Genomic DNA, 25366 nt, shown 5'->3' on the forward strand with positions numbered 1-25366 from the left:
AAAGTGCTAGAACGAACTTTGTACGTCCGAACGGACGGACCTCGCTTTAAGCTTGCCTGGTCGATTTATAGACGTTGACGCCGAGTTCGCGAATTTTCTTGCGCAGCGTGTTGCGATTGAGCCCGAGGAGTTCCGCAGCCTTGATCTGGTTGCCGCGGGTTGCCGTCATCGAGGCCAGGACCAGCGGATATTCGACCTCGGAGAGAATACGCTGATAGAGGCCGGCGGGCGGCAAATCGCCGGCGAACGAAGCAAAATAGCGCTGCAGGAAATGTTCCACCGCCTGGCCGATGGACAGATCGTCGGGTATGAGGTTGCCGCCACCGGGAACGACCGGCCTCTCGCCGGTCTTCAGTTCCGCCTCGATAACTTCGGCGGAAATCTCATCCTGCGAATAGAGCGCGGCCAGCCTGCGGACAAGATTTTCGAGCTCGCGCACGTTGCCTGGCCACGGATAGCGCTTCATCAGCTCGATGCCGCCTGTGGAAATGCGCTTGGTCTGCAGGCCTTCGCTGGCGCCGAGCTTGAAGAAGTGCCGGACGAGATCCGGAACGTCCTCGGACCGCTCGCGCAGCGCCGGCAGCCTTAGCGGCACGACGTTCAGGCGATAGAACAGATCCTCGCGGAAAAGCCCTTGATTGATCAGCGTGCGCAGATCCTTGTTGGTGGCGGCGACGATGCGCACGTCGGTCTTGATCGGCGTACGGCCGCCGACGGTGGTATACTCGCCCTGCTGCAGGACACGCAGCAGGCGCGTTTGCGCTTCCATCGGCATGTCGCCGATCTCATCGAGGAAGAGCGTACCGCCTTCGGCCTGCTCGAAACGGCCGGTGGAGCGGTTCTGCGCGCCGGTGAAGGCGCCCTTCTCGTGCCCGAACAGTTCCGATTCGATCAGGTCGCGTGGGATCGCCGCCATGTTGATCGCGACGAACGGGCCGCCGCGGCGGCGGCCGTATTCGTGCAGCGCGCGCGCCACCAGTTCCTTGCCGGTGCCCGATTCGCCTGAAATCATCACCGTCAGGTCGGTCTGCATCATGCGCGCCAGCATCCGGTAGATATCCTGCATGGCGGCCGAGCGGCCGACCAGCGGCATCGTTTCCGGCGGCTCGTCCGCCCGCGCATCGATCTTCGGCCGTCGGGGCTCGGAAAGCGCCCGGTTGACGATGTTGAGAAGCTCGGTCAGGTCGAACGGTTTCGGCAGATATTCGTAGGCGCCGGTCTCGGAGGCGCGAATCGCGGTCATGAACGTGTTCTGGGCGCTCATGACGATGACGGGTAGTTCCGGCCGTGCCTTCTTGATGCGCGGCAGCATGTCGAAAGCGTTTTCGTCCGGCATGACCACGTCGGTGATGACGAGATCGCCCTCGCCCGCCGCCACCCAGCGCCACAGCGTCGAGGCGTTGGACGTCACGCGCACCTCATGGCCGACGCGCGAAAGCGCCTGATTGAGGACCGTGCGGATGGCCGCATCGTCGTCGGCGACGAGAATATTGCCGCGAACCGTCATTTGCGGTCTCCTTCGCCATCGTCGTCTGTGCCGAACGGCGTTTCTTTCCAGGCTGGCATCAGGATGCGGAAGGTGGTTGCGCGCGGCGTCGAATCGCATTCGATGATGCCGCCATGCTCGCCGACGATTTTCGCAACCAGCGCCAGACCAAGCCCCGACCCGTTAGGCTTGGTGGTGATGAAGGGATCAAACAGGATCGGCAGGATATCTTCGGAGACGCCAGAACCGTTGTCGCGCACGCAGAATTCCAGCGGCAGCGACACGCGGCCCTGCGATCCCGGAACGGAAACACGGATGCCCGGCCGGAACGCGGTCGACAGGGTGATCTCGCCTTGCGGATCGCCGCCAATGGCCTCGGCCGCATTCTTGACCAGGTTGAGGAACACCTGGATGAGCTGGTCGCGGTTGGCGAAAACCGGAGGCAATGATGGATCATAGTCCTCCAATATCTTGATCCGCTTGGCAAAACCGTTCTTGGCAATCGCTTTCACATGGTCGAGAACGACATGGATGTTGACCGGATAACGATCGACGGGCCGCTCGTCGGAAAACACCTCCATGCGATCGACCAGCGAGACGATGCGGTCGGTCTCGTCGGTGATCAGCCGGGTCAGCGCGCGATCCTCGTCGGAAGCCGACAGTTCGAGCAGTTGGGCAGCACCCCGGATGCCGGATAGCGGGTTCTTGATCTCGTGGGCGAGCATCGCGGCAAGGCCGGTCACCGAGCGTGCCGCACCGCGGTGTGTCATCTGACGATCGATCTTGTCGGCCATCGACCGTTCCTGGAACATCACCACGACGGAGCCCGGGAATTCCGACACCGGCGCGACATAGAGGTCGACGACCTTCTCGATGCCGAGGCGCGGCGACGATACGTCGACCCGATATTCGTTGACGGGTGCCCGGCGCTCGCGCACCTGGTCGACAAGCGTCAGCAACGGACTGCCGAAGGGAATGAGCTTGGGTAATGTGTTGCGGGCGAGCATGGTCGCGCTCGAGCGGAAGAAATCTTCGGCATCGGCATTGGCGAAGGTGATGAACCCTTCAGCATCGACCATGATCACCGGGCGGCGGATTGTGTTGAGCACGATGTGTGCGGCGTCCGCCATGTCCATGTTCTGTGCAACGGTGGCATTCATGCTGCGCTCCGCAGGTTCATCGCCTCGGCAGCGCTTGAAAACACCTCGCGCAACGCGGCAACGACGCGGACGGGCTCGAAGCAGGTAAGGATGGCCTTTCGCTGCTCATCAACGACGCCAGCGGCGTGGCGGTCGAGATACCAGCCAAGATGCTTGCGCGCCTGGCGCACGCCGCTTTCGATGCCGTAGAGCGTTAGCATGTCCTCGTAATGGACAACGATGTAGTCGGCCAGCGCTTGCGGACTCTCGGGCGCACCAGGCGTTGTCTCTTTTGCCGCGGCTGCCGCGATGCTGCCTGCCGTCCAGGGCGCGCCATAATGCGCGCGGCCGATCATCACCGCGTCGGCGCCCGACTGGTCGAGGATCATTGCTGCCTCCGCCGGCGAGCCGACATCGCCATTGGCGACGACCGGGATCGACACAGCCTGCTTTATGCGCGCGATGGCGCGCCAGTCCGCCTTGCCCTGGTAGAACTGGCAACGCGTGCGGCCATGCACCGTCACCATCTTGACGCCCGCCTGCTCGGCGCGGCGCGCCAGCAGCGGCGCGTTGAGCGCGCTTTCGTCCCAGCCGAGCCGCATCTTAACCGTGACCGGCACCTCGACGGTGCCGACCACCGCCTCGATCAGCGACAAAGCGTGATCGAGATCGCGCATCAGCGCCGAACCGGCATAGCCGCCCGTCACCTTCTTGGCCGGGCAGCCCATGTTGATGTCGATGATGTCGGCGCCCTCGCCCGCGGCGATTCGGGCGCCCTCTGCCATATGCGCCGCCTCACGGCCGGCAAGCTGGACCATGTGCACAGGCAGCCCGGAATGGCGGATGCGAAGGCCGCAACCGGCTCTGCCCCTGGCAAGCTCGCCGCTCGCCACCATCTCCGACACGACCAATCCGGCGCCATGCGCATAGGCACGCTGCCGGAACGGCTCATCTGTTATGCCCGACATGGGCGCGAGAAAAGCGCGATTGCGGATTCTCACGCTACCCACGTCCAGCGGCGAAGCCAATTTGGTCAGGTCAGGCATGCACAAAAACCAAGCATTTTTTATTGCTGCACATTCTCTAGCCAGAATGACAGCGATGTGCAACGCGCAATGACGTCACATTAAGGCGCATTTGGGAAAAATGCTGGCCTGCGGCCCATACCCGCGCCCTAAGCGGCGTGCGACCTTGGGAAAAGACGCTTTGGCACTTTGCATCTGCGCATGATCTCTTCCGAAAAGCGATTCCACTTTTCAGGATCATGCGCTAAGCGTCTCGGCATGACAGATGCAAGCGAAATGCGAGCTTTGGCTGCGGACGACAAGGTTGCCGTTGTTATCGTCGCCGCCGGCCGCGGCGCGCGCGCCGGTCTGGCCGACGGACCGAAGCAATACCAAACGATCGGTGGCCGTGCCGTCATCGCGCGCACATTGGATATGTTTTTGGCGCATCCAAGAATCGGTCCTGTCGTCGTCGCCATCCACGCCGACGACAGCGCGCTTTTTCGCAGCGCCGCCGGAGCCAACGCCGATCGGGTCATCACGGTGACCGGTGGCGCGTCCAGGCAGGACTCCGTCCGGCTCGGGCTGCTTGCGCTGAGAGGCTATGCACCGAGCCAGGTTCTGGTTCATGATGCCGTTCGCCCGTTCGTCGACGCGGAATTGATAGACCGTACGATCGCCGCCATCGGCGAGCGCCAGGGAGCGCTGCCTGCCCTACCCGTCGCCGACACGCTGAAGCGTGAGTCGGCCGCCGGTATGATCGGCGAGACGGTTTCCAGGAATGGGCTTCATGCCGCCCAGACGCCGCAAGGCTTTCCGTTCTGGCCGATCCTGGCCGCCCATGAAAAGGCCCATCATCTCGGCAAGACGGACTTCACCGACGATGCCGCGATTGCCGAATGGGCGCATATTCCGGTGAAAATCGTTCCGGGCTCGCCGGACAATGTCAAGCTGACCTGGGCAAGGGATATTTCGATGGCGGATCAGCGGCTTTCCGGCGGACGGCCGCGTTTTCCGGACATCCGCACCGGTAATGGCTATGACGTCCACGCCTTCGAGCCCGGCGATCATGTAACCTTGTGCGGCGTCTCCATTCCGCACGGCAAGAAACTGTCCGGCCATTCGGACGCCGATGTCGGTCTGCACGCCTTGACCGACGCACTGCTCGCCACCTGCGGCGCGGGCGACATCGGCACGCATTTCCCGCCGTCGGATCCGCAGTGGAAGGGCGTAGCCTCGCGGATCTTCGTCGAATATGCGGCGAAGCTGGTGCGCGCGCGCGGTGGGCGCATTGCCAATGCCGACATCACGCTGATCTGCGAAGCGCCACGGGTCGGCCCGCATCGCGAAGCAATGACCGAAACCCTTTCGGCAATGCTGGCAATTTCCCGGGACCGTATCTCGATCAAGGCGACAACCAACGAAAAACTCGGCTTTGTCGGCCGCGAGGAAGGCATAGCGGCCATCGCGACCGCCAGCGTCGTGTTTCCAGGGGACGTCCCCGAATGAGCAACAGCGATCTCGCAGATGCCCTGCTTCAAGCCTGCCAGCAACGCGGCATCATGCTGGCGACGGCCGAGAGCTGCACCGGCGGCATGATCGTCGCCGCTCTGACCGACATCGCCGGCTCTTCCACTGTGGTCGACCGGGGTTTCATCGCCTATTCCAACGATGCCAAGACGGAGATGCTCGGCGTTTCCGCCGCCACGCTTGACGCGCACGGCGCGGTGTCGCGGGAAACGGCGATCGAGATGGCGCAGGGCGCCCTGACCCGTTCGCGAGCCGGACTCACCCTTGCCGTCACCGGCATTGCCGGTCCAGGCGGCGGCTCGACGGAAAAGCCCGTCGGCCTGGTCTGGTTCGGTGTCGCCTTGTCTGGCCGGCCGGTTGTCAGCGAATGCCAGTTGTTCTCCAATAGGGGCCGCGATTTCATCCGCCGGGAGACGGTCAGGCATGCGCTTGAACTGGGCTTGCGCGCACTCGCTGCGGATCAGGCTGCCGGCGCTGGCCCATAGATGACGTCGGCGCGCTTCTCGAACGCCTCAGAGAACATGCGGAAGGCGCGATCGAACATCGTTCCCATCACCGCGCCCAGAATACGGCTCTTGAACTCGTAGTCGATGAAGAAGCGGACATTGCAGCCGCCATCGGCCGGCTCGAAGCGCCAGACATTGCTCAGATATTTGAACGGGCCGTCGATGTATTTGACGTCGATGGCGTTCTCGTCAGGCTTCAAAAGCACCTGCGTGGTGAAAGTCTCGCGGATCGCCTTGTAGCCAATGCTCATGTCGGCGATGAGCAGGGTGCGTCCGTTGCGTTCCTTGCGCGAGCGAACCGTCAGTGCCTCGCAAAGCGGCAGGAATTGCGGATAGGATTCGACATCGGCGACCAGAGCGAACATCTGTTCAGGCGTATGCGTGACGCGGCGATGGGCTTCGAATTGTGGCATGAAACCAGTTTGTTAGGCGGATTTCCTGAGAAACGCTTCTCGCGCCGCGCGCAGCCTGGCGAAATCGTCGCCGGCATGGTGCGACGAGCGCGTCAGCGGGCTTGACGCCACCAGCAGGAAGCCCTTGGTCTTGCCGATCGTCTCGAAGGACTTGAATTCCTCCGGCGTGACGAAGCGGATCACCGGATGGTGCTTTTTCGATGGCTGAAGATACTGGCCGATGGTCATGAAGTCGACATTGGCCGAACGCAGATCGTCCATCAGCTGCAGGATTTCGTTTCGCTCCTCGCCCAGGCCAACCATGATGCCGGATTTGGTGAAGATCGACGGATCGAGCTCCTTGACCCGCTGCAGCAGCCTGATCGAATGGAAATAGCGGGCCCCTGGCCGGACCGTCAGATAGTTCGACGGCACGGTCTCCAGATTGTGGTTGAATACGTCCGGCTTCGCCGCCACCACGATCTCCAGCGCGCCTTCCTTGCGCAGGAAGTCGGGCGTCAGGATTTCGATCGTCGTCGAAGGCGTTGCCGCCCTGATGGCGCGGATGACCTCGGCAAAGTGCTGAGCTCCGCCATCGGCGAGATCGTCGCGGTCGACTGAGGTGATGACGACATGGGTCAGACCCATTTGCTTGACGGCGTGGGCGATGCGCGCCGGTTCATCGGGATCAAGCGCGGTCGGAATGCCGGTGGCAACGTTGCAGAAGGCACAGGCGCGCGTGCAGATCTCACCCATGATCATGAAGGTGGCGTGCTTCTTCTCCCAGCACTCGCCGATATTGGGGCAACCGGCCTCTTCGCACACCGTCACCAGCCTGTGCGACTTCACGATCTCGCGCGTCTCGGCATAGCCTTTCGACATCGGCGCCTTGACGCGGATCCAGTCGGGCTTGCGCAGCACATCCTGGTCAGGCTTGTGCGCCTTTTCAGGGTGCCGCAGGCGCGGCGCATTGGCGATCGTGTCGAGGACGGTGACCATCAGAAATCCAGTTCATTCGCGATCGCCTTCCGGCGTTCGCTTTCACAAGTCATCTAGGACGTTTCGCTGCAAAGAAAAAGGCCGCGGCGGCGCATGCCGCCACAGCCGTTTTCGCTTGGCAAGAGTTCAGCAACTAACGGCGCACCATGCGCCCTGCCCAGATCAACAGGCAGGCGCCAATGAAACCGGTGATCAGATAAGCGATCCAGCCGGCGCCGAAAGCGCCAATGTTGAGCGCCTGCAGGATGGCATTCAGCACGATCGCGCCGACGATGCCAAGAACGATGTTCATCAAGATGCCCATGTTGCTTTTCATGAACATCTCGGCAAGCCACCCCGCTAAACCGCCGATGATGATGGCTGTAATCCAGCCCACGCCATTCACATCCATATGCCCTCTCCTTGTGTGATGAATGCATCCGGAAACGAATTACCTTGCCGTTGAGTTCCTTGGCTTTCACGTGTCGAGTCTCACGCGGTCAATTTATCACGCGTTCAGCGCGCGGCCATAGGCGTCGAGGACGCTTTCCTTCATCATCTCCGACAGCGTCGGATGCGGGAAGATCGTATGCATCAGCTCTTCCTCGGTGGTCTCCAGGTTCATCGCCACGACAAAGCCTTGGATCAGCTCGGTCACTTCGGCGCCGACCATATGCGCGCCGAGCAACTGCCCGGTCTTCTTGTCGAAGATGGTCTTGACGAAACCCTGGTCCTCGCCGAGCGCGATGGCTTTGCCGTTGGCGGCGAACTGAAAGCGGCCGACGCGGATGTCCTTGCCCTCGGCCTTCGCTTTCGCCTCGGTCAACCCGACGGAGGCGACCTGCGGGTTGCAATAGGTGCAGCCCGGAATCTTCAGCTTGTCAGTGGCGTGCACGCCGGGGAAATTTGCGATCTTTTCCACGCAGACCACGCCTTCATGTTCGGCCTTGTGGGCGAGCATGGGCGGGCCGGCGACATCGCCGATGGCATAGATGCCGGGGACATTGGTGTTGCCGTAGCCGTCGACGACGACGCAGCCGCGTTCGGTCTTCACACCGAGCGCTTCGAGGCCGAGATTTTCGATATTGCCCTGCACGCCGATGGCCGAGATCATCCGGTCGGCGGTGATCTTCTCGACCTTGCCGTCCTTCATCTCGACATGCGCGGTTACCGAATTCGTACCCTTCTCGACCTTGGTGACCTTGGCCTCGAGGATGATCTTCATGCCTTGCTTCTCGAACTGCTTCTGCGCGAATTTCGAGACCTCTGCGTCCTCGACCGGTATCACCGCCGGCAACAACTCGACCACTGTCACCTCCGAGCCCATGGTGCGGTAGAATGAGGCGAATTCGATGCCGATTGCGCCCGAACCCATCACCAGCAGCGATTTCGGCATCTCCTTCGGCACCATCGCTTCAAAATAGGTCCAGATCAGCTTGCCGTCGGGCTCGATCCCGGGCAGCGCACGCGGCCTGGCGCCGGTCGCCAGGATGATGTGCTTGGCGGTGTAGGTGCCCTCACCCTTGACGCCCTTGGGCGCCGGCGGCTGCGGCTCCATCGGCTTCTTCGACGATTTCGACACGACGATCTCGCCTGGTTTATCGCTGGAAGCGGGCTTGGCCAGCTTGGCTTCGCCCCAGATCACATCGACCTTGTTCTTCTTCATCAGGAAGGCAACGCCGCCGTTCAGCCGCAACGAGACCTTTCGCGAGCGGTCGACCACGGCAGCGGTATCGACGCTGACCTTGCCGTCGATCTTCAAGCCGTAGTCCTTCAGATGATCGGAATAGTGCATGATCTCGGCCGAGCGCAGCAGCGCCTTGGTCGGGATGCAGCCCCAGTTGAGGCAGATGCCCCCGAGATGCTCGCGCTCGACGATTGCCGTCTTGAAGCCGAGCTGGGCGGAACGCACCGCCGTGACGTAGCCGCCGGGGCCGGAGCCGATGATGATGACGTCGTAGTTCTCAGCCACGGATTTCTCCCTGATTCTCTAGAGTTCCAGCACGACGCGCACGATTGGCGCCAATGCCTGCCCGATTTTCCGCGTGTTCTCCGCGTCGAGATGGACACCGTCGAGCGGCGTGGTCTCGGCCACCGAGCCCGCATCGAAGAAGCCGCAGCCGGCCTCGTCGGCAAGGGCGGAATATTGCGGTGCCAGCCGCTTCGACGCTTCATCGCCGCCGGCGAACATTTCCTTGAACTCGGCGTTTTCCGTGCGACTGACCGCGGGCGGCGCGACGATCAGGATCTGCGGCGCCGGCCAATCGAATGGGTAATCGTGCCCGCGCACGATATCGATCAGGCGCTGGACGCCCTGCTTGGCGGCGACCGGATTGCCGTGGATCCACGGCTTCATGTCGTTGGCGCCGAGCATGATGATGATCAGGTCGATCGGCGCATGCGTCATCAGGATCGTCGGCAGCATTCTTGCGCCGTTACGGTCGGCGCCGGCTAGATGGTCGTCGAATGCTGTTGTGCGGCCGTTCAAGCCTTCGGCGATGACCTCGATACCGCCTCCCAACGTCGCCTGCAGCACACTGGGCCAGCGGTCCTTGAGCGGGTGGCGATCCAAACTTGCCGCATCATAGCCCCAGGTCAGCGAATCGCCGTAGCAAAGGACTGTTTTCATGCGCTTGCCCCGCTCCTGCCAAAGCCTGCTTGTGCGCGCTTTACCCGCCAGCCCACGAACAGCCATTGCACGATGATCGTCACGATGCCTGGAAGGCTGAAGGGAAAAAGGCTGGCGAAGAATTTCCGCACCGCCTTCTTCCTTTCTAGACCAGCATGCCCATCGGATTTTCGATCATGCGCTTGAAGGCGCCGAGCAGTTCGGCGCCGAGCGCGCCGTCGACGGCGCGGTGATCGGTCGACAGCGTCACCGACATGATTGTCGCGATCTTGATCTCACCGTTCTTGACCACCGCGCGCTCCTCGCCGGCGCCGACCGCCAGGATCGTCGCATGCGGCGGATTGATGACGGCGGCAAAGTCCTTGATGCCGAACATGCCGAGATTGGAAACCGCCGTGGTGCCGCCCTGGTATTCCTCCGGTTTCAGCTTGCGGCTGCGGGCACGGCTGGCAAGATCCTTCATCTCGTTGGAGATGACCGACAGCGTCTTTTCGTCGGCGCGCCGAATGATCGGCGTGATCAGGCCGCCGGGGATCGATACGGCAACGCCGACATCGGCATGTTTGTGCTTGACCATGGCGCTCTCGGTCCATGAGGCATTGGCGTCCGGCACCGCCATCAGCGCCATTGCCATCGCTTTGATGACCATGTCGTTGACTGACAGCTTGTAGGCCGGCGCCTCCCCCTTATCGGTCTTCTTCACCGGGGCGGCCGCGTTGATCTGCGTGCGCAGTGCCAGAAGCGTGTCGAGCTCGCAGTCGAGCGTCAGGTAGAAATGCGGGATGGTGGTCGTGGCCTCGACCAGCCGGCGCGCAATGGTCTTGCGCATGTTGTCATGCGGGGCAAGCTCGTAGGAGCCTTCGGCAAACAGTTTTAGCACCTGGTCGTCCGACATTGGCTTTGGCGCGACAGCCGGCGCCGGAGCGCCGGCAGGTGCGGCTTTCGCGGCTGGTGCCGCCTTGGCGCCGCCACCGGAAATCGCTGCATCGACATCGGCCTTGACCACGCGGCCATGCGGGCCGGAGCCGGTCACCGCGGAGACATCGACACCGGCTTCCCGGGCGATGCGACGGGCAAGCGGCGAGGCGAAGGTGCGCTCGCTTGCATGGCCGTCGGCGACCGGAGCCGCTTCCGCCCTGGGCGCAGGTGCGGCGGCAGGTTCCGGCTTCGGCGCTTCGGGCTTTGGTGTGTCAGCTTTGGGGGCATCCGCTTTCGGAGCCTCGGCCTTTGCCGGCGCCGCGCCGTCACCGCTCTTCGCGGCAGCCGCCGCATCCTCGCCTTCGGCTGCGAGCACGGCGATCAGCGCGTTGACCTTGACGCCTTCGGTGCCGGCCGGAACGACCAGCTTGGCCACCGTGCCCTCATCAACGGCTTCGACTTCCATCGTCGCCTTATCGGTCTCGATCTCGGCGATCACGTCGCCCGGCGAAACCTTGTCGCCCTCCTTGACCAGCCACTTCGAAAGATTGCCCTCTTCCATCGTGGGCGACAGGGCCGGCATGGTGATGTTGATCGGCATGTTTTCCTCCGGCCCTGCTCAGCGATATGTGACGGCTTTGATCGCCTCGACGACCTCGCCGACATTGGGCAGCGCCAGCTTTTCGAGGTTTGCCGCATAGGGCATCGGCACGTCCTTGCCGGCAATGGTGATGACCGGCGCGTCGAGGAAATCGAAGGCGCGCTGCGACACCTGGTTGGCGATATGATCGCCGACCGAGCTCTGCGGAAACCCTTCTTCCACCACCACCAGCCGATTGGTCTTCTTGACCGAGGCGATGATGGTGTCGAAATCGAGAGGGCGGATGGTCCTGAGGTCGATGACCTCGGCATCGATACCCATGCCGCGCAATTCGGCCTCGGCCTTCACCGTGTAGGTCATGCCGATGCCGAAGGAGACGATGGTGACATCCTTGCCTGACTTGTGGATGCGCGCCTTGCCGATCGGCAGCACGAAATCGTCCATCTTCGGCACGTCGAAGGACTGGCCGTAAAGGATTTCGTTCTCGAGGAAGATGACCGGGTTCGCGTCACGGATCGCGGCCTTCAGCAACCCCTTGGCGTCGGCGGCGGTGTAGGGCATCACCACTTTCAGGCCGGGAATGTGGCTGTACCAGGCGGCATAGCACTGCGAATGCTGGGCGGCGACACGGGCGGCCGCGCCGTTCGGCCCGCGAAACACGATGGGCGCGCCCATCTGGCCGCCGGACATATAGAGCGTCTTGGCGGCGGAGTTGATGATCTGGTCGATCGCCTGCATGGCGAAGTTGAAGGTCATGAACTCGACGATCGGTCTCAGGCCGGCCATCGCCGCGCCAACGCCGACGCCGGCAAAACCGTGTTCGGTGATGGGCGTATCGACGACGCGCCGCGCCCCGAATTCCTGCAGCAGCCCTTGCGTGATCTTGTAGGCGCCCTGGTACTCGGCGACCTCCTCGCCCATCACGAAGACGTCGTCGTCACGGCGCATTTCCTCGGCCATCGCGTCACGCAGCGCTTCGCGCACGGTGGTCGAGACCATTTCCGTGCCGGCGGGGATGTCGGGATCGGCGGCGATTTCGGTTCTCGGCGCCGCGGCGACAGGTGCTGCGCCCTCGATTTTGGCCGCAGCAGGCGCTGGCGCTGCTGTTTCAGCCTTGGCAGGTTCCTCGCCGATGCCTTCGCCTGCCTTGTCGATGTCTTCACCATCAACGGCGAGCACGGCGATCAGCGTGTTGACCTTAACACCTTCGGTGCCGGCAGGAACCACGATCTTGGCTAGCGTGCCTTCGTCGACGGCCTCGACTTCCATCGTGGCCTTATCGGTTTCGATCTCGGCGATGACATCACCAGCGACAACCTTATCACCCTCTTTCTTCAACCATTTGGAAACATTGCCCTCTTCCATGGTCGGCGAGAGAGCGGGCATGAGAATTTCGATCGGCATGTCCTTGCCCTCTCGTTACAATACGATGTCGGTCCAGAGCTCGGACGGATCCGGCTCTGCGTCGTTCTGGGCAAATTCGGCGGCGTCGGCGACAATGTCGCGAACCTCCTTGTCGACGGTTTTGAGCTCGTCCTCGTCGGCCCACTTCTTGTCGAGCAGGCGCGCCTTGACCTGCTCGATCGGGTCACGCTCGGAGCGCATCTTCTGCACTTCTTCCTTAGAGCGATATTTTGCCGGATCGGACATCGAGTGGCCGCGGTAGCGGTAGGTCTGCATTTCGAGAATCAGCGGCCCCTTGCCGTCACGGCACCATTCGGTTGCGAGATCGCCGGCTGCCTTGACTGCACGGACGTCCATGCCATCGACCTGGATACCGGGGATCTTGAAGGAGGCGCCGCGGTGCGAAAAATCCGTCTCGGCCGACGAACGCGATACCGAGGTGCCCATGGCATAGCGGTTGTTCTCGATGATGTAGATCACCGGCAGCTTCCACAGCGAGGCCATGTTGAAGCTCTCATAGACCTGGCCTTGATTGGCGGCGCCGTCGCCGAAATAGGTCAGGGTCACGTTGTTGTTGCCGCGATAGCGATTGGCGAAGGCGAGGCCGGTGCCGAGCGAAACCTGCGCGCCGACAATGCCGTGGCCGCCGTAAAAATGCTTCTCCTTGGAGAACATATGCATGGAGCCGCCCTTGCCCCTGGACAAGCCGCCGCGGCGCCCGGTCAATTCGGCCATGACGCCGCGCGGCGACAGTTCCATCGCCAGCATGTGACCATGGTCGCGGTAGGCGGTGATCATCTGGTCGCCGTCGATCAGCGCCATCTTCATGCCGGTGACAACTGCTTCCTGGCCGATATAGAGATGGCAGAAGCCGCCGATGAAGCCCATGCCGTAGAGCTGGCCGGCCTTTTCCTCGAAGCGGCGGATAAGCAGCATGCGCCGGTAGGCGTCAAGCTCCTCGTCCTTGGTGAAGTCGACAGGTTTAGGGGCTGAAAGCCCCGCCGATTTGCCGTCGGATCTGGATTTGGCAGGCGCTTTTCTGGCGGCGGTGGCCATGCATCACTCCCTGTTGGCGTCTCTTGCGGACACTGAGGGAGATCAGTTCTCCCCACCGATTTAGGAAGGCTAACACGCGAGAAAGCGTTTCGCCATGCTGAAAAATGCATGGCTGACATGCATCTAAGCGGTTAAAATCATTGAAAATATCGGCGATTAACTTGAATTTGGTTATCTTGCCGTAGCCGGTAACATGATGGTGATTTCGTCGGCATGGGACATATTGAGCGCCTTGCGCGCCTGCTCGTCGAGCATATCCTTCTCCAGCGTACCCTGGTGCATCAGCTGAACGCGTCGCTGCAGGTCGATCCGGCGCGCCTTGACGGCATCGAGCTTACTTTGCAGATCGACGGCTTCGGCTTGCAACCGATACTTGGAATAGATGCCGAATTCGCCGTGATAGGCGTGGAAGCCGAAATAGGCCAGGAATGCCACGCAGAGCGAGGGAATGATCAGTCGACCGGTATTTCTCTGCTTGTGCTGACGTGTCCACATGATCCAAATCCCTTAGAGCGCCGCGCCTCCTCTTGGACGCGCAAAGGACGCTCTAACACTCTGCGACCTAGCCCTTTCTCGCTCGATTGTGCTTAATGAACGGTTACGGACGACCGGATTTGGCGGTGTTGAACAGAAAAGGCGGGGAATGTCCCGCCTTTTCATTCGTGGACTCAGCCTTTCACGATCGACTTGCCGGCGTAGAGCGCCTGCTTGCCGAGCTCCTCCTCGATGCGGATGAGCTGGTTGTACTTGGCCATGCGATCCGAGCGCGACAGAGAGCCCGTCTTGATCTGCCCGCAATTGGTGGCAACGGCGAGATCGGCGATGGTCGAATCTTCGGTTTCGCCCGAGCGGTGCGACATGACAGCGGTGTAGCCGGCCTTGTGCGCGGTCTCGACGGCGTCGAGCGTTTCGGTCAGTGAGCCGATCTGGTTGACCTTGACCAGGATAGAATTGGCGACGCCCATGCGGATGCCGTCGCGCAGCCGCGCTGTATTGGTGACGAACAAATCGTCACCGACCAGCTGGGTTTTCTTGCCGATGAGGTCGGTCAGCGTTTTCCAGCCATCCCAATCGTCTTCGGCCAACCCGTCCTCGATCGTGATGATCGGATAGTCCGCCGCGAGCTTGGCCAGATATTTGGCCTGGGTCTTCGGATCGCGGGTCTTCTTCTCGCCTTCATAGACGTAGTTGCCGTCCTTGAAGAATTCGGTCGCGGCGCAATCGAGGCCGAGCGCAACCTCTTCGCCCGGCTTGAAGCCAGCCTGCTCGATCGATTCCATGATGAAATCGAGCGCAGCGGGCGCGCTCTTCAGGTTAGGAGCGAAGCCGCCCTCGTCGCCGACATTGGTGTTGTGGCCGGCGTCCTTCAGCCGCTTCCTCAACGTATGAAAGATTTCCGAGCCCCAGCGCACGCCGTCGCGCAGTGTCGGCGCACCGATCGGCAGGATCATGAATTCCTGGAAGTCGATCGGGTTGTCGGCATGGGCGCCACCGTTGATGATGTTCATCATCGGTACTGGAAGCACATGCGCCTTGGTGCCGCCGACATAACGGTAGAGCGGCAGTCCGGCCGCTTCCGCCGCAGCCTTGGCGACAGCCAGCGAGACGCCGAGGATGGCATTGGCACCGAGCCGGCTCTTGTTGGGCGTGCCGTCGAGCTCGATCATGGTCTGGTCGATGTGGATCTGGTTCTCGGCTTCCATACCGCCGATCGCCTCGAATAGCTCGCCATTGACGGCCTCTACCGCCCGCAGAGCCCCCTTGCCGAGGTAGCGGGCGCCGCCGTCGCGCAGTTCGACCGCCTCATGCGCGCCGGTCGAGGCGCCGGAAGGCACCGCAGCGCGGCCCATCGAGCCGTCTTCGAGCACGACGTCGACCTCGACGGTCGGGTTTCCGCGGCTGTCCAGGATTTCACGCCCGACAATGTCGATGATGGCAGTCATTGCGATGTCCCCGATTGATCCGACGAAGCGTCGCGCACGTCTTAGCCAAAGTGCTGCAAAACGCAATCGGGGCGTCCGCAAATAGTGCCGCCACCTCCGCCATGCCGGTTCACGAAGCACAAATTGCTGTCATCATAAGTCATGTCAGTCATAAGTCTTGGCGGCATGCGGCTTTCTGGTTTATGCTCGCACTGCGCGGGGCGAAACAGGAGGAGTTTCGCCATGTCTCAGTTGAGCGGTATCGTGAGTTTGTTCCTGATCGCGGCGGCGTTTTTGACGTCGTGTGACACTCAGCAGCCTCAACAGGGCGCGGTAGAGTTGTCGACCCTTGCGGCGGAGTAGATATCCTGCAAAAAGGCCCCCGGTCCAACCCGGGGGCCTTTTTTGATTCCGGCAGAGCAAGGTCAATGCCAATAAGGCTCCACCTTGTAGTAGCTGTATGAAGCATCACGCGCGGCCTCGCCGTCGGCGCCCGTCAATTCGTTGATCGAATAGGCGGGAGCAGCCTTCAGTTGCTCCTTCGTGAACGGCACGACATAGCCGCCCTTGTTCTCGTCATAGTCGAGGCTCGCCCACGGAATGGCGTGGTACTTCTCGCCGATGCCGAGAAATCCGCCAAAGCCGATCACGGCAAACATGATTCCATTCGACAACTTGTCGAGCATGACATCCTCGATGTCGCCGATGTGCGTGCCTTCCGTGTTGTAGACGGATGTGCCGATGACCCGCGAGGCAGCGATGGCTTCAGTGTGTCCTGTCTGGGTGGTCATTGTGTACTCCTCGTTGTCGTTGACGCTATGCCTGACAATGAGGGGCGCGGATGAAGGTTCCAGAGTTTTCGACACTAGAGCGGGATGCATTCAAATTGAACTGAGCATCCCGCTCTATCTATTTGTTTTAGCTGCATTTCAGCGACGTCAAGTGAATCCACTTGGCTGCAAAAATGCTCTAACCGGTCACTCAGCGAGGATGAAGGTGACCTTCATGTTGACGCGATACGCGGAGATCTTGCCGTCCTCGACGACCACCTTCTGGTCCTGGATCCAGGCTCCTTCGACGTTCTTCAAGGTCTTTGCGGCGCGCGCAATTCCCAGTTCGATGGCTTCTTGAAAACTCTTATTAGACGATGATGTGATTTCGGTGACGCGGGCGACGGACATGGCTTCCTCCTCCAAGGCACTCTGTGCCTGGGCAGCGTACAACCGGCACCTGTTGACCACAAGTTTAGGGGCCGGGACTTAGGCCCGGCCCTCAGCTTGCTCAGCCCTTGGCGACGCGATCGAATGCCATCAGCCTTTCGAGCAGCGCCCGAAGGTCCTTCAGCGGCACCATGTTGGGACCATCGGAGGGGGCATTGTCGGGATCCTGATGCGTCTCGATGAAGACGCCGGCGACACCGACCGCAACCGCGGCGCGCGCCAGCGTCTCGACGAAGCGCCGATCGCCACCCGAGGAGCCGCCCTGGCCGCCCGGCTGCTGCACCGAATGCGTGGCGTCGAAAATCACCGGCGCGCCGATCTCGGCCATGATCGGCAGGGCGCGCATATCGGACACCAGCGTGTTGTAGCCGAAGGACGCGCCGCGCTCGGTGACCAGCACGTTGGCGTTTCCGGAACCGGTGATCTTGGCGACAACGTTCTTCATGTCCCACGGTGCGAGGAACTGGCCCTTCTTCACGTTGACGACCTTGCCGGTTCTTGCCGCCGCGATCAGCAGATCAGTCTGCCGGCTGAGGAAAGCCGGGATCTGCAGGATATCGACATGCGGCGCCACGACCGCGCACTGTTCCTCGGTGTGGATATCGGTCAGGATCGGCAGCGAAAACGCCTTGCGCAAATCGTCGAAGACGGGCAGCGCCGCATCGAGGCCGGCGCCGCGCGTGCCGCCAAGCGAGGTGCGGTTGGCCTTGTCGTAACTGGTCTTATAGACGAGGCCCAGCCCCAGCTTCTCAGTCAGTTCCTTCAGCGCCCCAGCCATGTCGAAGGCGTGCTGGCGCGATTCAAGCTGGCACGGGCCGGCAATCAGCGATAACGGCGCGGTGTTGCTGAAGACGACATTGCCGACAGTTACGGACGACTTGGGCTTGTTCATGCGATCTCCCGGAAAATGAAGGCCGCACCCTGCCCGGATGCCGGCCGCACGACAATATCATTGCCGCGTATTTCGTGTTCGACGGAACTGGCTGCAAGCAGCCTGGCGACCGTGTCTGCGAAGCGAACTGAAAAGACGATCCCCGCGAAGCGGAGTTCCGATGGCGCGCCGGCAGGTATGCCGAAGCGCGTTTCGAAAGCAACCGGGTCAAGCAGGGTCAAGTTTGCGTTCGGTAGGACAAATGCAGTGCTGCTCCCCTGTCCGGCAGCCGGACTGCGCGTCGCGATCGAAATCAATCGGTGCTGTTCCGATGGCTGGTTGCTGACCGCCACGACTTCGATGATGCCGGTTGCGCCATTTGGGTGGATCTGCAATGCGGTGCGGTCTACTTTCGGCGCATTGATCCGCTCGCAGGCGAACAGGAATGCGTCCGTCGCCCCGGTGCCGGAGGCGAAGGCCAGTTTGAACGATGCCGTGTCGCTCTTTCCCGCCGGGTCGGTGAAGGCGCGCGAAAAGCTCAGCATGTCTCCGGCAGACAGGCCGGCTTCGACATAGCGCACGTGATCGGCATCCGCATCTTCGGTGCCCAAGGCCAGGGCGGAAAATCCCTCATTGCCGCGCTTGTCGCGATAGGCGCGATCGCGCGCGACGAAGATATTGCCGTCGGCGATCGCTTTCGCCACCGCCTTCTCGTTGCCCACCGCCAGCGGCTCGAGATAGGTGCCGTCCTCAAGGAAGACGCAGCAGTTTTCCGTCCCGAAAGGATGGATGCCGGTCGGCGCCACGACAAAGCCAAGCGAAACCAGCCGCGCCCGCGCCACGCCGAGGCTCGCGGTCGGCAGCACAAGATGGTCAAGCGGGTAGGTGCCCGGCGGATAAGGGCCTGGCGGATAAGGGCCTGCTGTCTTCGTCTCGGTCATGCCGGGCGCGGTGTGCATCATTCCGGAAGTTGGTTCAAGAGCCTCGCCTGACGCCGCAAGGATCCAAGGCAGCCGATCGCGTGGCCGCATTACGCGAACCTCCGGGATACTTGCCGCTGCCGGAAAACCAACCTACGTGGTCCAAAATGAGAAAGATCCTGTTCATAGCGGCAGCGTCGCGATGGCTGTTCTCGCCATGCTGGTCTGGGACGCGCCGAAGCGGCCGGGCGCCGATTCGACAGAACCGACCGCCGCTCAGACAGCGTAACGTTGCTCCTGCTTCGCTCAATTTCTCTTCAAGGTTGCAGCCACAACATCCGCCGAATATCGCAATTCGCGCAGCGGTTTGATCTGGCTGGTCGTCTCGGCATAGAGCGGATGCGCCTTGTAGGCGGCCAGAGCGGCATCGTCCTCGAACTCGGCATAAACGACCACGTCGATCTCGTCCGAAAGCGGGTCGACCTTGCTGTTGAGCGTCACCTCGAAAAGACGGGAATGGGGGATGTTGCCCAGCGCCAGCAAGCCCGTGCGTACGACCTCGACATCCTCTTTGTGCCGCGCGCTGAAGAAAACGATATGCCGGATCAACCCCAGCCTCCTCGATCGATGTGCAAGTGTGTTTTGTGTGGGCAAAACGGTCGCGTCAACCGGCAACGATGTCGCGGCGACAACGCGCTGGGCGGGGAAAAGAAACCTACACCATCCCAGTGATGTAGCGCACGATGCGCGTTATCTCCCTGACCGTGGTGTCGAGATAGTGGCCCTGATTGTAGAGTCCGTCCCAGATCAGGAAGAACGTGACGGCGCAGATGACGATGACATAACGCATGGCTATAACTACTGCACCTGGGTGGCTGCAACCATAGTGATTCCGGCGTTGATCCGCGCCCTCCCCCAAAATCTATCCATTGACCCATGTTCGCTTGCCTTGGCTCTTGAAGTTCCCCTTGATGACGTGAAAGATTGCTGCGGGGATTCATCGGGAAGCGGCGCGCCCTGGCGATGAACTGCGAGAGAGTGGAAACCGGCCATTTTGCGCCGGCGCCGCAGGAGTCCCCGGGGGCGTGACATGGCTCACAAGGAAGACACTGGCGTTGCGTCGGGCGACGCGGTCAGATTGGACGAATTCAATTTCGCCGAGACCGTCAAAGGCCTGCCGGCCAAGGCGCGCATGGTGCTGTCGGCGGCGATGAACCTGCCGCGTGGCTCGCTCAAGGTGAGGATGCCGGACGGCCGCGCCGTCCTCGTCGGCGGCAAGTCGCCGGGTCCGGACGCCGAACTGGTGCTCAAGAACTGGCGCTTGCCCGGCCGCGCCTTCACCGGCGGCACCATCGGCATCGCCGAATCCTACATGGACGGCGATTGGGACAGTCCCGATGTGACCAGTTTCCTGGAACTGTTCGTAGTCAATTCAGAAATCGGAGAGCGCATCGCCGGCGGCGCCAGCTGGCTGATCAACGCCGTCCAGCGTGTCCGCCACTGGTTCAACCAAAACACCCGCACCGGCTCGAAGCGCAACATTTCGGCCCATTACGATCTCGGCAACGCCTTTTACAAGGAATGGCTGGATCCGAGCATGACCTATTCGTCGGCGCTCTATGCGGCTGGCGCCAACGATCTGGAAAGCGCGCAAGCCGCCAAATATCGCGCGCTGGCCAAGGACACGGGCATCGGCGCGAAAGACCACGTGCTTGAAATCGGTTGCGGCTGGGGCGGCTTTGCCGAGTTCGCCGCACGCGAGATCGGCTGCCGCGTCACCGGGCTGACAATCAGCCGCGAGCAGCATGATTTCGCCAGAGCACGCGTCCAGAAGGCTGGACTTGCCGACAAGATCGACATCAAGCTGCAGGACTACCGCGACGAAACCGGTTCCTACGACCGCATTGCTTCGATCGAGATGTTCGAGGCGGTCGGCGAAAAATACTGGCCTGTGTTTTTCGGCAAGATGAAGGATTGCCTGCGACCTGGCGGCACCGCCGGTCTGCAGATCATCACGATCAACGAGAAAGCCTACGACACCTATCGCGCCCGGCCGGATTTCATCCAGCGTTACGTCTTCCCGGGCGGCATGCTGCCGACGCCGTCGATCCTGAAAACGCTCGGCAAAGACCATGGCCTTGCTCATCTGCGCGAGCGCATTTTCCCGGACGACTATGCCCGCACGCTCGCCGAATGGCGCCACCGCTTTTGGGGGTCATGGGAAAAGATCGTCCCACTCGGTTTCGACGACCGCTTCAAGAAGCTCTGGGTGTTTTACCTGCATTATTGCGAAGCCGGCTTCCGCGCCAGCTACATCGATGTCCGCCAGGTGGTTTACAGGGCTTAGGGCAACCGCCGACGGGTTGATCGTGCCCTGGCTGATAAGGTAGCACAATCACGTCGCGGTTGGTGTCCGGCGCCTCGCAGATGATCTTCGAGGCGTTGATCTCCGGGAATTGCCGCCGCCGCTGGCACGGTAATTTTTTGGTGGCGACGACGAATTTCCGCATGGGATCAATTGGTTTTCCGTCGAACATCAAGTGGATGATGCGGTTCGAGGCGGCTCCCGTTCAAGACGTGCCAGCCCTCAACAGCGTGCCAAGTCCTGCCCGAAGGCAGAGCTTCGCGCCTGAATCCAGTCGAGTCCATCAGGAACAGATAACGTGCGGATGCATGCGCGCGCGGAGACGTCAGTTCCTGTCGTCGTCGCCTTGGGTGATTAGCCGCGCGCTGCGCTGACCTGTCGCGTAAATCCATAGCCAGCTCAGCGAAACCGCAAGCCGGTTACGGAATCCAATCAGGAAATAGATGTGCGCGAGACCCCACAGCCACCAGGCCAGCCGGCCGGTGAGCTTGATCCAGCCGAAATCGATCGCGGCGGCGCGCTTGCCGATCGTCGCCAGATCGCCGTCATGCTTGTAGCGGAAAGGCCGCGGGGTCATGTCGCCGGCAAGCCGGGCCTTGATCGTCGCGGCGACATGCCGGCCCTGCTGTTTGGCGGCGGGTGCTACGCCGGGCACCATGCGGCCATCCGGCCGCAGGACGTGTGCTGCGTCGCCGACGATGAAAATCTCCGGGCTGTCCGGCACGGTCAGGTCGGGCTCGACCAGCACCCTGCCCGCGCGGTCCGCTGCCACCCCCAGCCATTCGGCGGCCGGCGAAGCGGCAACGCCTGCTGCCCACAGAATGGTTCTGGCCGGCAGGTGCGTGTCGCCAAAGACGACGCCCTCGGCATCGCAGCGTGTAACGGGCCGGCCGAGTTCGACCGTCACGCCAAGCCGCTCAAGCGCCTTGCTGGCATAGTCGGAGAGTTCTTGCGCAAAATTGGGAAGAATGCGGTCACCGGCCTCAATCAATACCACGCGCGTCTGCCTGGTATCGATGTTGCGGAACTCACCGCGCAGCATGTCGTGCGCCAGTTCGACAATGGTGCCGGCCAGTTCCACGCCGGTCGGTCCGCCGCCAACGATCGCCAGCGTCAGCAGCGCTTGGCGCTTGGCGGGATCGGTTTCCCGCTCGGCCTGCTCGAAGGCCAGCAGAATGCGCCGTCGAATGGTGGTGGCATCCTCCAGCGTCTTCAACCCTGGCGCGAAAGGCTCCCATTCGTCATGGCCGAAATAGGCGTGGCGGGCGCCGGTGGCCAGCAGCAGCGTGTCGTAGGCGACCGCGCCGCCATCATCGAACAGCACGCGCTTGCCGACGCGGTCGACGCCGCTGACGGTGGCGAGCAGCGTCGTCACGTCCTTGCGCTTGCGCAGGAGATGGCGGATCGGCCAGGCGACTTCCGAGGTCGCCAGCGCCGTGGTCGCCACCTGGTAGAGCAGCGGCTGGAAGAGATGATGGTTGCGCTTGTCGATCATGGTGATGCGCACCGGCGCACCGTCAAGCGCGCGGGTGAATTCGAGCCCCCCAAAGCCCGCCCCGACGACGACGACATGATGGCTGGATTCGTTCATCTCATTCACTCCGGGAGAACAGGTTGGCCGGGAGAACAGGTTGGCCGGGAGAGCAGGTTGGCCGGGAGAGCAGGTCGGCCGGGAGAGCAGGTCGGCCGGGAGAGCAGGCTGGAGAGCAATTTCGCCAAATCTGATGTAGGGACTTTTGTGCGCTGCAACAACATCCGACTTTGCTGACTGCCCGCCCTAAGATGTCGCGAATGTACATGCCCTATCCTGCCGCCGAGTATAATTTCATTGAAACTGACGACAGGAGTGGAACTTGGATAGCGATCATGACGATGAAGGTCCGGCTCACTATTCCTCGCCCCCTTGCTTCATGCACGACCCGGAACTCCGGGCGCCCCTATCCGACTGGACCGACGTGAAACGATGGCGCAAGGCCGAGCGCGAGCGGCTGATTGCGGCGCGCCTCGCTGTCTCGGCTGACGCGCGAACGGCAATGTCGCAGCGCATCAGCGAAAGCCTCGACGCGGTTATCGGCGACGTCGCCGGCCGCGTGGTCAGCCTCTACTGGCCGTTCCGCGGCGAGCCGGATCTGCGGCCATGGATGGCTTCCGTCAATGAGCGCGGCGGCCGTACCGCACTGCCTGTTGTCATCGAGAAAGGCCGGCCGCTTGTCTTTCGCGCCTACACACCGGGCGACCGACTGGAGAAGGGCGTCTGGAATATCCCGATCCCGGCTGAAGGCGATCCGGTGCTGCCCGACATCGTCATCTCACCGATCGTCGGCATCGATCCGGGACAGTATCGGCTGGGCTATGGCGGTGGCTTCTTCGACCGCACACTGGCGGCGATGCCTTTCAAGCCGCTGGTCATCGGTGTCGGCTACGAACTGCAGCGCATTGCCACCATCTATCCGCAGCCGCACGACATCCCGATGGACCGGGTGGTGACGGGGACCTTCAAGGCCTAAGCAAGTTCCGGCTTCATCCCCACCGCCGTCCGGTCGACGATCTCGCGCAAGGCGAAGGATGAATTGATCTTCGTCACATGCGGCATCGCCGACAGCCATTCCTTGTGGATACGCTCATAGTCGACGAGGTCCTTTGCCGCGATGCGCAGGATATAATCGTATTCACCCGACATCAGGTGGCAGGACAGGACATTCGGGCAGCGCTTTATCGCCGCCTCGAAATCCGACAGCGTCTTCTCGAATTGCCCCGACAGCGATATATGCACGATCGCCGTCATCTGGTGGCCAAGAGCGGCATTGGAAAGCCGGGCGTGATAGCCGCGGATGGTTCCGGATTTCTCCAGATTGTCCAGCCGCCGCGAGCAGGCCGACTGCGACAGGCCGACCTTCTCGGCAAGCGCCGCGTTGGGTATCCGCCCATCCTTCTGCAACGTTTCGAGAATGGCGATATCGATCCTGTCGAGTGGCATTTTTCAGGATTCCTGCGACAATCCGGCTGTTTTGCGCAACGATTATCGAACCGTGCCCTCTTGCGCAAGCGCATTCGCAAACACCTACGGGACGATTCATGGTTCACTATCTCTAGACAGGGAACGTGCCCCAAAGGGCCGGATCAGGAGGAGAAGAGATGCGCGTCGGCTGCCCCAGGGAAATCAAGAACCACGAATACCGCGTCGGCCTGACGCCGGGCTCGGTCCGCGAATATGTCGCGCATGGCCACGAAGTACTGATCGAGGCCGGTGCCGGCGCCGGCATCGGCGCCGACGACAACGCCTATCGCGCAGCCGGCGCCACCATCGCCAAGACGGCCGCCGACGTGTTTGCCAAGTCCGACATGATCGTCAAGGTCAAAGAGCCGCAGCCCGACGAATGGGTCCAGCTCCGTGACGGCCAGATCCTCTACACCTATCTCCATCTCGCCCCGGATCCGGAGCAGACCAAGGGCCTGATGGCCTCCGGCGTGACGGCCATCGCCTACGAGACGGTCACCGACGACCGCGGCGGCCTGCCGCTGCTGGCGCCGATGTCGGAAGTCGCCGGCCGCCTGTCGATCCAGGCCGGCGCCACCGCGCTGCAGAAGGCCAATGGCGGCCGCGGCGTGCTGCTTGGCGGCGTGCCCGGCGTTCTGCCCGGCAAGGTCACGGTGCTCGGCGGCGGCGTCGTCGGCCTGCACGCCGCCCGGATGGCGGTCGGCCTTGGCGCCGACGTCACCATCATCGACCGCTCGATCCCGCGCCTGCGCCAGCTCGACGATATCTTCGGCGGCCGCGTCCACACCCGCTATTCGACCGTCGAGGCGCTGGAAGAGGAATGTTTTTCGGCCGACATCGTCGTCGGCGCCGTGCTGATCCCGGGCGCCGCCGCGCCGAAACTCGTTTCGCGCGAGATGCTGTCGGGCATGAAGAAAGGCTCGGTGCTTGTCGACGTCGCCATCGACCAGGGCGGCTGCTTCGAGACCTCGCACGCCACAACTCATGCCGCGCCGACCTATGAGGTCGACGGCGTCATTCACTATTGCGTCGCCAATATGCCGGGTGCGGTGCCGGTCACTTCGGCCCACGCGCTCAACAACGCAACGTTGCATTACGGCCTGCAGCTCGCCGACAAGGGCCTGAATGCGCTGATCGACGATCATCATTTGCGCAACGGCCTGAATGTCCACAAGGGCAAGATCACCAACCGCGCAGTGGCCGAATCACTCGGCTATGAGTTGGTCGAGCCGAAGGCCGTTCTCGCCGCCTGAACCCGCCGCTCAATCCTCTCCCGACAGAGCCGCCGACGCCCTCGGCGGCTCTTTTTTTTACAAGCAAATTTCACGGTTTGCGATTGGCTGACCGGCTTTGCCCGTCATGCGTGCAATGTGTCTTTCCTGTGGCTTTTTTGTTACAGCCGCCAGCATGGGCGGGTGCTAGACGGG

Annotated in this window: 28 protein-coding genes and 1 pseudogene; 6 read left to right on the top strand and 23 right to left on the bottom strand. The window is 62.1% G+C overall.

Annotated elements, in window-relative coordinates; all coding sequences use genetic code 11:
* Positions 1-46 precede the first annotated feature (46 nt).
* Genes ntrC through dusB form a run of 3 tightly spaced genes read right to left on the bottom strand, consistent with a single transcriptional unit; the run spans position 47 to position 3671 of the window.
* Entirely contained in the window at positions 47-1507 is a 1461-nt protein-coding gene (ntrC, locus tag CIT26_RS23890) for a nitrogen regulation protein NR(I) (RefSeq protein WP_023799224.1), read from the bottom strand.
* On the bottom strand, positions 1504-2646 hold the full coding sequence (locus tag CIT26_RS23895) for a two-component system sensor histidine kinase NtrB (protein WP_095494861.1): 1143 nt from the start codon (positions 2644-2646) through the stop codon (positions 1504-1506). The genes ntrC and CIT26_RS23895 overlap by 4 nt, the downstream gene beginning before the upstream one ends.
* Complete coding sequence (dusB, locus tag CIT26_RS23900; protein WP_095494862.1) at positions 2643-3671, bottom strand: tRNA dihydrouridine synthase DusB; 1029 nt, start codon at positions 3669-3671, stop codon at positions 2643-2645. Before dusB ends, CIT26_RS23895 begins: the two co-directional genes overlap by 4 nt.
* A gap of 237 nt (positions 3672-3908) precedes the next feature.
* Between dusB and CIT26_RS23905 the strand changes: the two genes are divergently transcribed.
* Together CIT26_RS23905 and CIT26_RS23910 are read left to right on the top strand one after the other, a co-directional pair.
* Positions 3909-5138, top strand: a complete 1230-nt coding sequence (locus CIT26_RS23905; RefSeq protein WP_095494921.1) for a bifunctional 2-C-methyl-D-erythritol 4-phosphate cytidylyltransferase/2-C-methyl-D-erythritol 2,4-cyclodiphosphate synthase — start codon at positions 3909-3911, stop codon at positions 5136-5138.
* A complete protein-coding gene (locus tag CIT26_RS23910; protein WP_095494863.1) occupies positions 5135-5644 on the top strand; it encodes a CinA family protein in 510 nt (169 codons plus the stop codon). The genes CIT26_RS23905 and CIT26_RS23910 overlap by 4 nt, the downstream gene beginning before the upstream one ends.
* On the opposite strand, the gene CIT26_RS23915 is transcribed toward CIT26_RS23910, so the two are convergent.
* From CIT26_RS23915 to eno, 11 genes are all read right to left on the bottom strand, one after another.
* Entirely contained in the window at positions 5620-6078 is a 459-nt protein-coding gene (locus CIT26_RS23915) for a type II toxin-antitoxin system RatA family toxin (protein ID WP_095494864.1), read from the bottom strand. The genes CIT26_RS23910 and CIT26_RS23915 overlap by 25 nt on opposite strands.
* Positions 6079-6090: 12 nt before the next feature.
* Positions 6091-7056, bottom strand: coding sequence for a lipoyl synthase (gene lipA, locus CIT26_RS23920; RefSeq protein ID WP_095494865.1), 966 nt, complete (start codon positions 7054-7056; stop codon positions 6091-6093).
* Between the two features lie 133 nt (positions 7057-7189).
* Positions 7190-7447 carry a GlsB/YeaQ/YmgE family stress response membrane protein gene (locus CIT26_RS23925; RefSeq protein ID WP_095494866.1) on the bottom strand — a complete coding sequence of 86 codons (258 nt, stop codon included), beginning with the start codon at positions 7445-7447 and terminating at the stop codon, positions 7190-7192.
* 96 nt (positions 7448-7543) lie between these two features.
* Entirely contained in the window at positions 7544-9007 is a 1464-nt protein-coding gene (gene lpdA, locus CIT26_RS23930) for a dihydrolipoyl dehydrogenase (RefSeq protein WP_095494867.1), read from the bottom strand.
* Positions 9008-9025: 18 nt separating this feature from the next.
* Positions 9026-9664, bottom strand: a complete 639-nt coding sequence (locus CIT26_RS23935) for an SGNH/GDSL hydrolase family protein (RefSeq protein WP_095494868.1) — start codon at positions 9662-9664, stop codon at positions 9026-9028.
* Entirely contained in the window at positions 9661-9795 is a 135-nt protein-coding gene (locus CIT26_RS38340) for a hypothetical protein (RefSeq protein WP_280951126.1), read from the bottom strand. The genes CIT26_RS23935 and CIT26_RS38340 overlap by 4 nt, the downstream gene beginning before the upstream one ends.
* A gap of 14 nt (positions 9796-9809) precedes the next feature.
* On the bottom strand, positions 9810-11183 hold the full coding sequence (locus CIT26_RS23940; RefSeq protein WP_095494869.1) for a pyruvate dehydrogenase complex dihydrolipoamide acetyltransferase: 1374 nt from the start codon (positions 11181-11183) through the stop codon (positions 9810-9812).
* A gap of 18 nt (positions 11184-11201) precedes the next feature.
* Positions 11202-12587, bottom strand: a complete 1386-nt coding sequence (locus tag CIT26_RS23945; RefSeq protein WP_095494870.1) for a pyruvate dehydrogenase complex E1 component subunit beta — start codon at positions 12585-12587, stop codon at positions 11202-11204.
* 15 nt (positions 12588-12602) lie between these two features.
* A complete protein-coding gene (pdhA, locus tag CIT26_RS23950; protein WP_095494871.1) occupies positions 12603-13643 on the bottom strand; it encodes a pyruvate dehydrogenase (acetyl-transferring) E1 component subunit alpha in 1041 nt (346 codons plus the stop codon).
* A gap of 171 nt (positions 13644-13814) precedes the next feature.
* Positions 13815-14138 carry an FtsB family cell division protein gene (locus CIT26_RS23955; RefSeq protein ID WP_095494872.1) on the bottom strand — a complete coding sequence of 108 codons (324 nt, stop codon included), beginning with the start codon at positions 14136-14138 and terminating at the stop codon, positions 13815-13817.
* A 173-nt stretch (positions 14139-14311) separates the two neighbouring features.
* The gene (gene eno / locus CIT26_RS23960) at positions 14312-15586 is read right to left on the bottom strand and encodes a phosphopyruvate hydratase (RefSeq protein ID WP_095494873.1); all 1275 of its coding nucleotides are present in this window, start codon (positions 15584-15586) and stop codon (positions 14312-14314) included.
* 14 nt (positions 15587-15600) lie between these two features.
* On the opposite strand from eno, the gene CIT26_RS36780 reads away from it, so the two are divergent.
* Positions 15601-15873 (top strand): hypothetical protein, encoded by a 273-nt coding sequence (locus CIT26_RS36780; protein ID WP_167391526.1) that lies wholly within the window; start codon positions 15601-15603, stop codon positions 15871-15873.
* A gap of 117 nt (positions 15874-15990) precedes the next feature.
* On the opposite strand, the gene CIT26_RS23965 is transcribed toward CIT26_RS36780, so the two are convergent.
* From CIT26_RS23965 to CIT26_RS38345, 6 genes are all read right to left on the bottom strand, one after another.
* On the bottom strand, positions 15991-16356 hold the full coding sequence (locus CIT26_RS23965; protein ID WP_095494874.1) for a PRC-barrel domain-containing protein: 366 nt from the start codon (positions 16354-16356) through the stop codon (positions 15991-15993).
* A gap of 186 nt (positions 16357-16542) precedes the next feature.
* Entirely contained in the window at positions 16543-16746 is a 204-nt protein-coding gene (locus CIT26_RS23970; protein ID WP_095494875.1) for a dodecin family protein, read from the bottom strand.
* A 100-nt stretch (positions 16747-16846) separates the two neighbouring features.
* Positions 16847-17677 carry a 3-deoxy-8-phosphooctulonate synthase gene (gene kdsA, locus CIT26_RS23975; RefSeq protein ID WP_095494876.1) on the bottom strand — a complete coding sequence of 277 codons (831 nt, stop codon included), beginning with the start codon at positions 17675-17677 and terminating at the stop codon, positions 16847-16849.
* Positions 17674-18597, bottom strand: coding sequence for a VOC family protein (locus tag CIT26_RS23980; protein ID WP_095494922.1), 924 nt, complete (start codon positions 18595-18597; stop codon positions 17674-17676). The genes kdsA and CIT26_RS23980 overlap by 4 nt, the downstream gene beginning before the upstream one ends.
* A gap of 285 nt (positions 18598-18882) precedes the next feature.
* Positions 18883-19185 (bottom strand): Dabb family protein, encoded by a 303-nt coding sequence (locus CIT26_RS23985; protein ID WP_095494877.1) that lies wholly within the window; start codon positions 19183-19185, stop codon positions 18883-18885.
* A 106-nt stretch (positions 19186-19291) separates the two neighbouring features.
* A complete protein-coding gene (locus CIT26_RS38345) occupies positions 19292-19426 on the bottom strand; it encodes a hypothetical protein (RefSeq protein ID WP_280951127.1) in 135 nt (44 codons plus the stop codon).
* Between the two features lie 240 nt (positions 19427-19666).
* On the opposite strand from CIT26_RS38345, the gene CIT26_RS23990 reads away from it, so the two are divergent.
* Positions 19667-20923, top strand: coding sequence for an SAM-dependent methyltransferase (locus CIT26_RS23990; protein ID WP_095494878.1), 1257 nt, complete (start codon positions 19667-19669; stop codon positions 20921-20923).
* Here the strand turns inward: CIT26_RS23990 and CIT26_RS37895 are convergent.
* Together CIT26_RS37895 and CIT26_RS24000 are read right to left on the bottom strand one after the other, a co-directional pair.
* A pseudogene (locus CIT26_RS37895) lies at positions 20924-21134 on the bottom strand (5'-nucleotidase C-terminal domain-containing protein); the annotation flags it as partial. It lies immediately after the preceding gene.
* Positions 21135-21266: 132 nt separating this feature from the next.
* Complete coding sequence (locus CIT26_RS24000) at positions 21267-22532, bottom strand: NAD(P)/FAD-dependent oxidoreductase (RefSeq protein WP_095494879.1); 1266 nt, start codon at positions 22530-22532, stop codon at positions 21267-21269.
* 262 nt (positions 22533-22794) lie between these two features.
* On the opposite strand from CIT26_RS24000, the gene CIT26_RS24005 reads away from it, so the two are divergent.
* Entirely contained in the window at positions 22795-23448 is a 654-nt protein-coding gene (locus CIT26_RS24005; protein WP_095494880.1) for a 5-formyltetrahydrofolate cyclo-ligase, read from the top strand.
* Here the strand turns inward: CIT26_RS24005 and CIT26_RS24010 are convergent.
* Positions 23445-23918 carry an Lrp/AsnC family transcriptional regulator gene (locus tag CIT26_RS24010; RefSeq protein ID WP_023675099.1) on the bottom strand — a complete coding sequence of 158 codons (474 nt, stop codon included), beginning with the start codon at positions 23916-23918 and terminating at the stop codon, positions 23445-23447. The two genes, CIT26_RS24005 and CIT26_RS24010, sit on opposite strands and share 4 nt — an antisense overlap.
* 158 nt (positions 23919-24076) lie before the next feature.
* Between CIT26_RS24010 and ald the strand changes: the two genes are divergently transcribed.
* Complete coding sequence (gene ald, locus CIT26_RS24015) at positions 24077-25192, top strand: alanine dehydrogenase (protein WP_095494881.1); 1116 nt, start codon at positions 24077-24079, stop codon at positions 25190-25192.
* The last annotated feature ends 174 nt before the right edge of the window (positions 25193-25366 follow it).

Source organism: Mesorhizobium temperatum (genome assembly GCF_002284575.1).
GTDB classification, from domain to species: domain Bacteria; phylum Pseudomonadota; class Alphaproteobacteria; order Rhizobiales; family Rhizobiaceae; genus Mesorhizobium; species Mesorhizobium temperatum.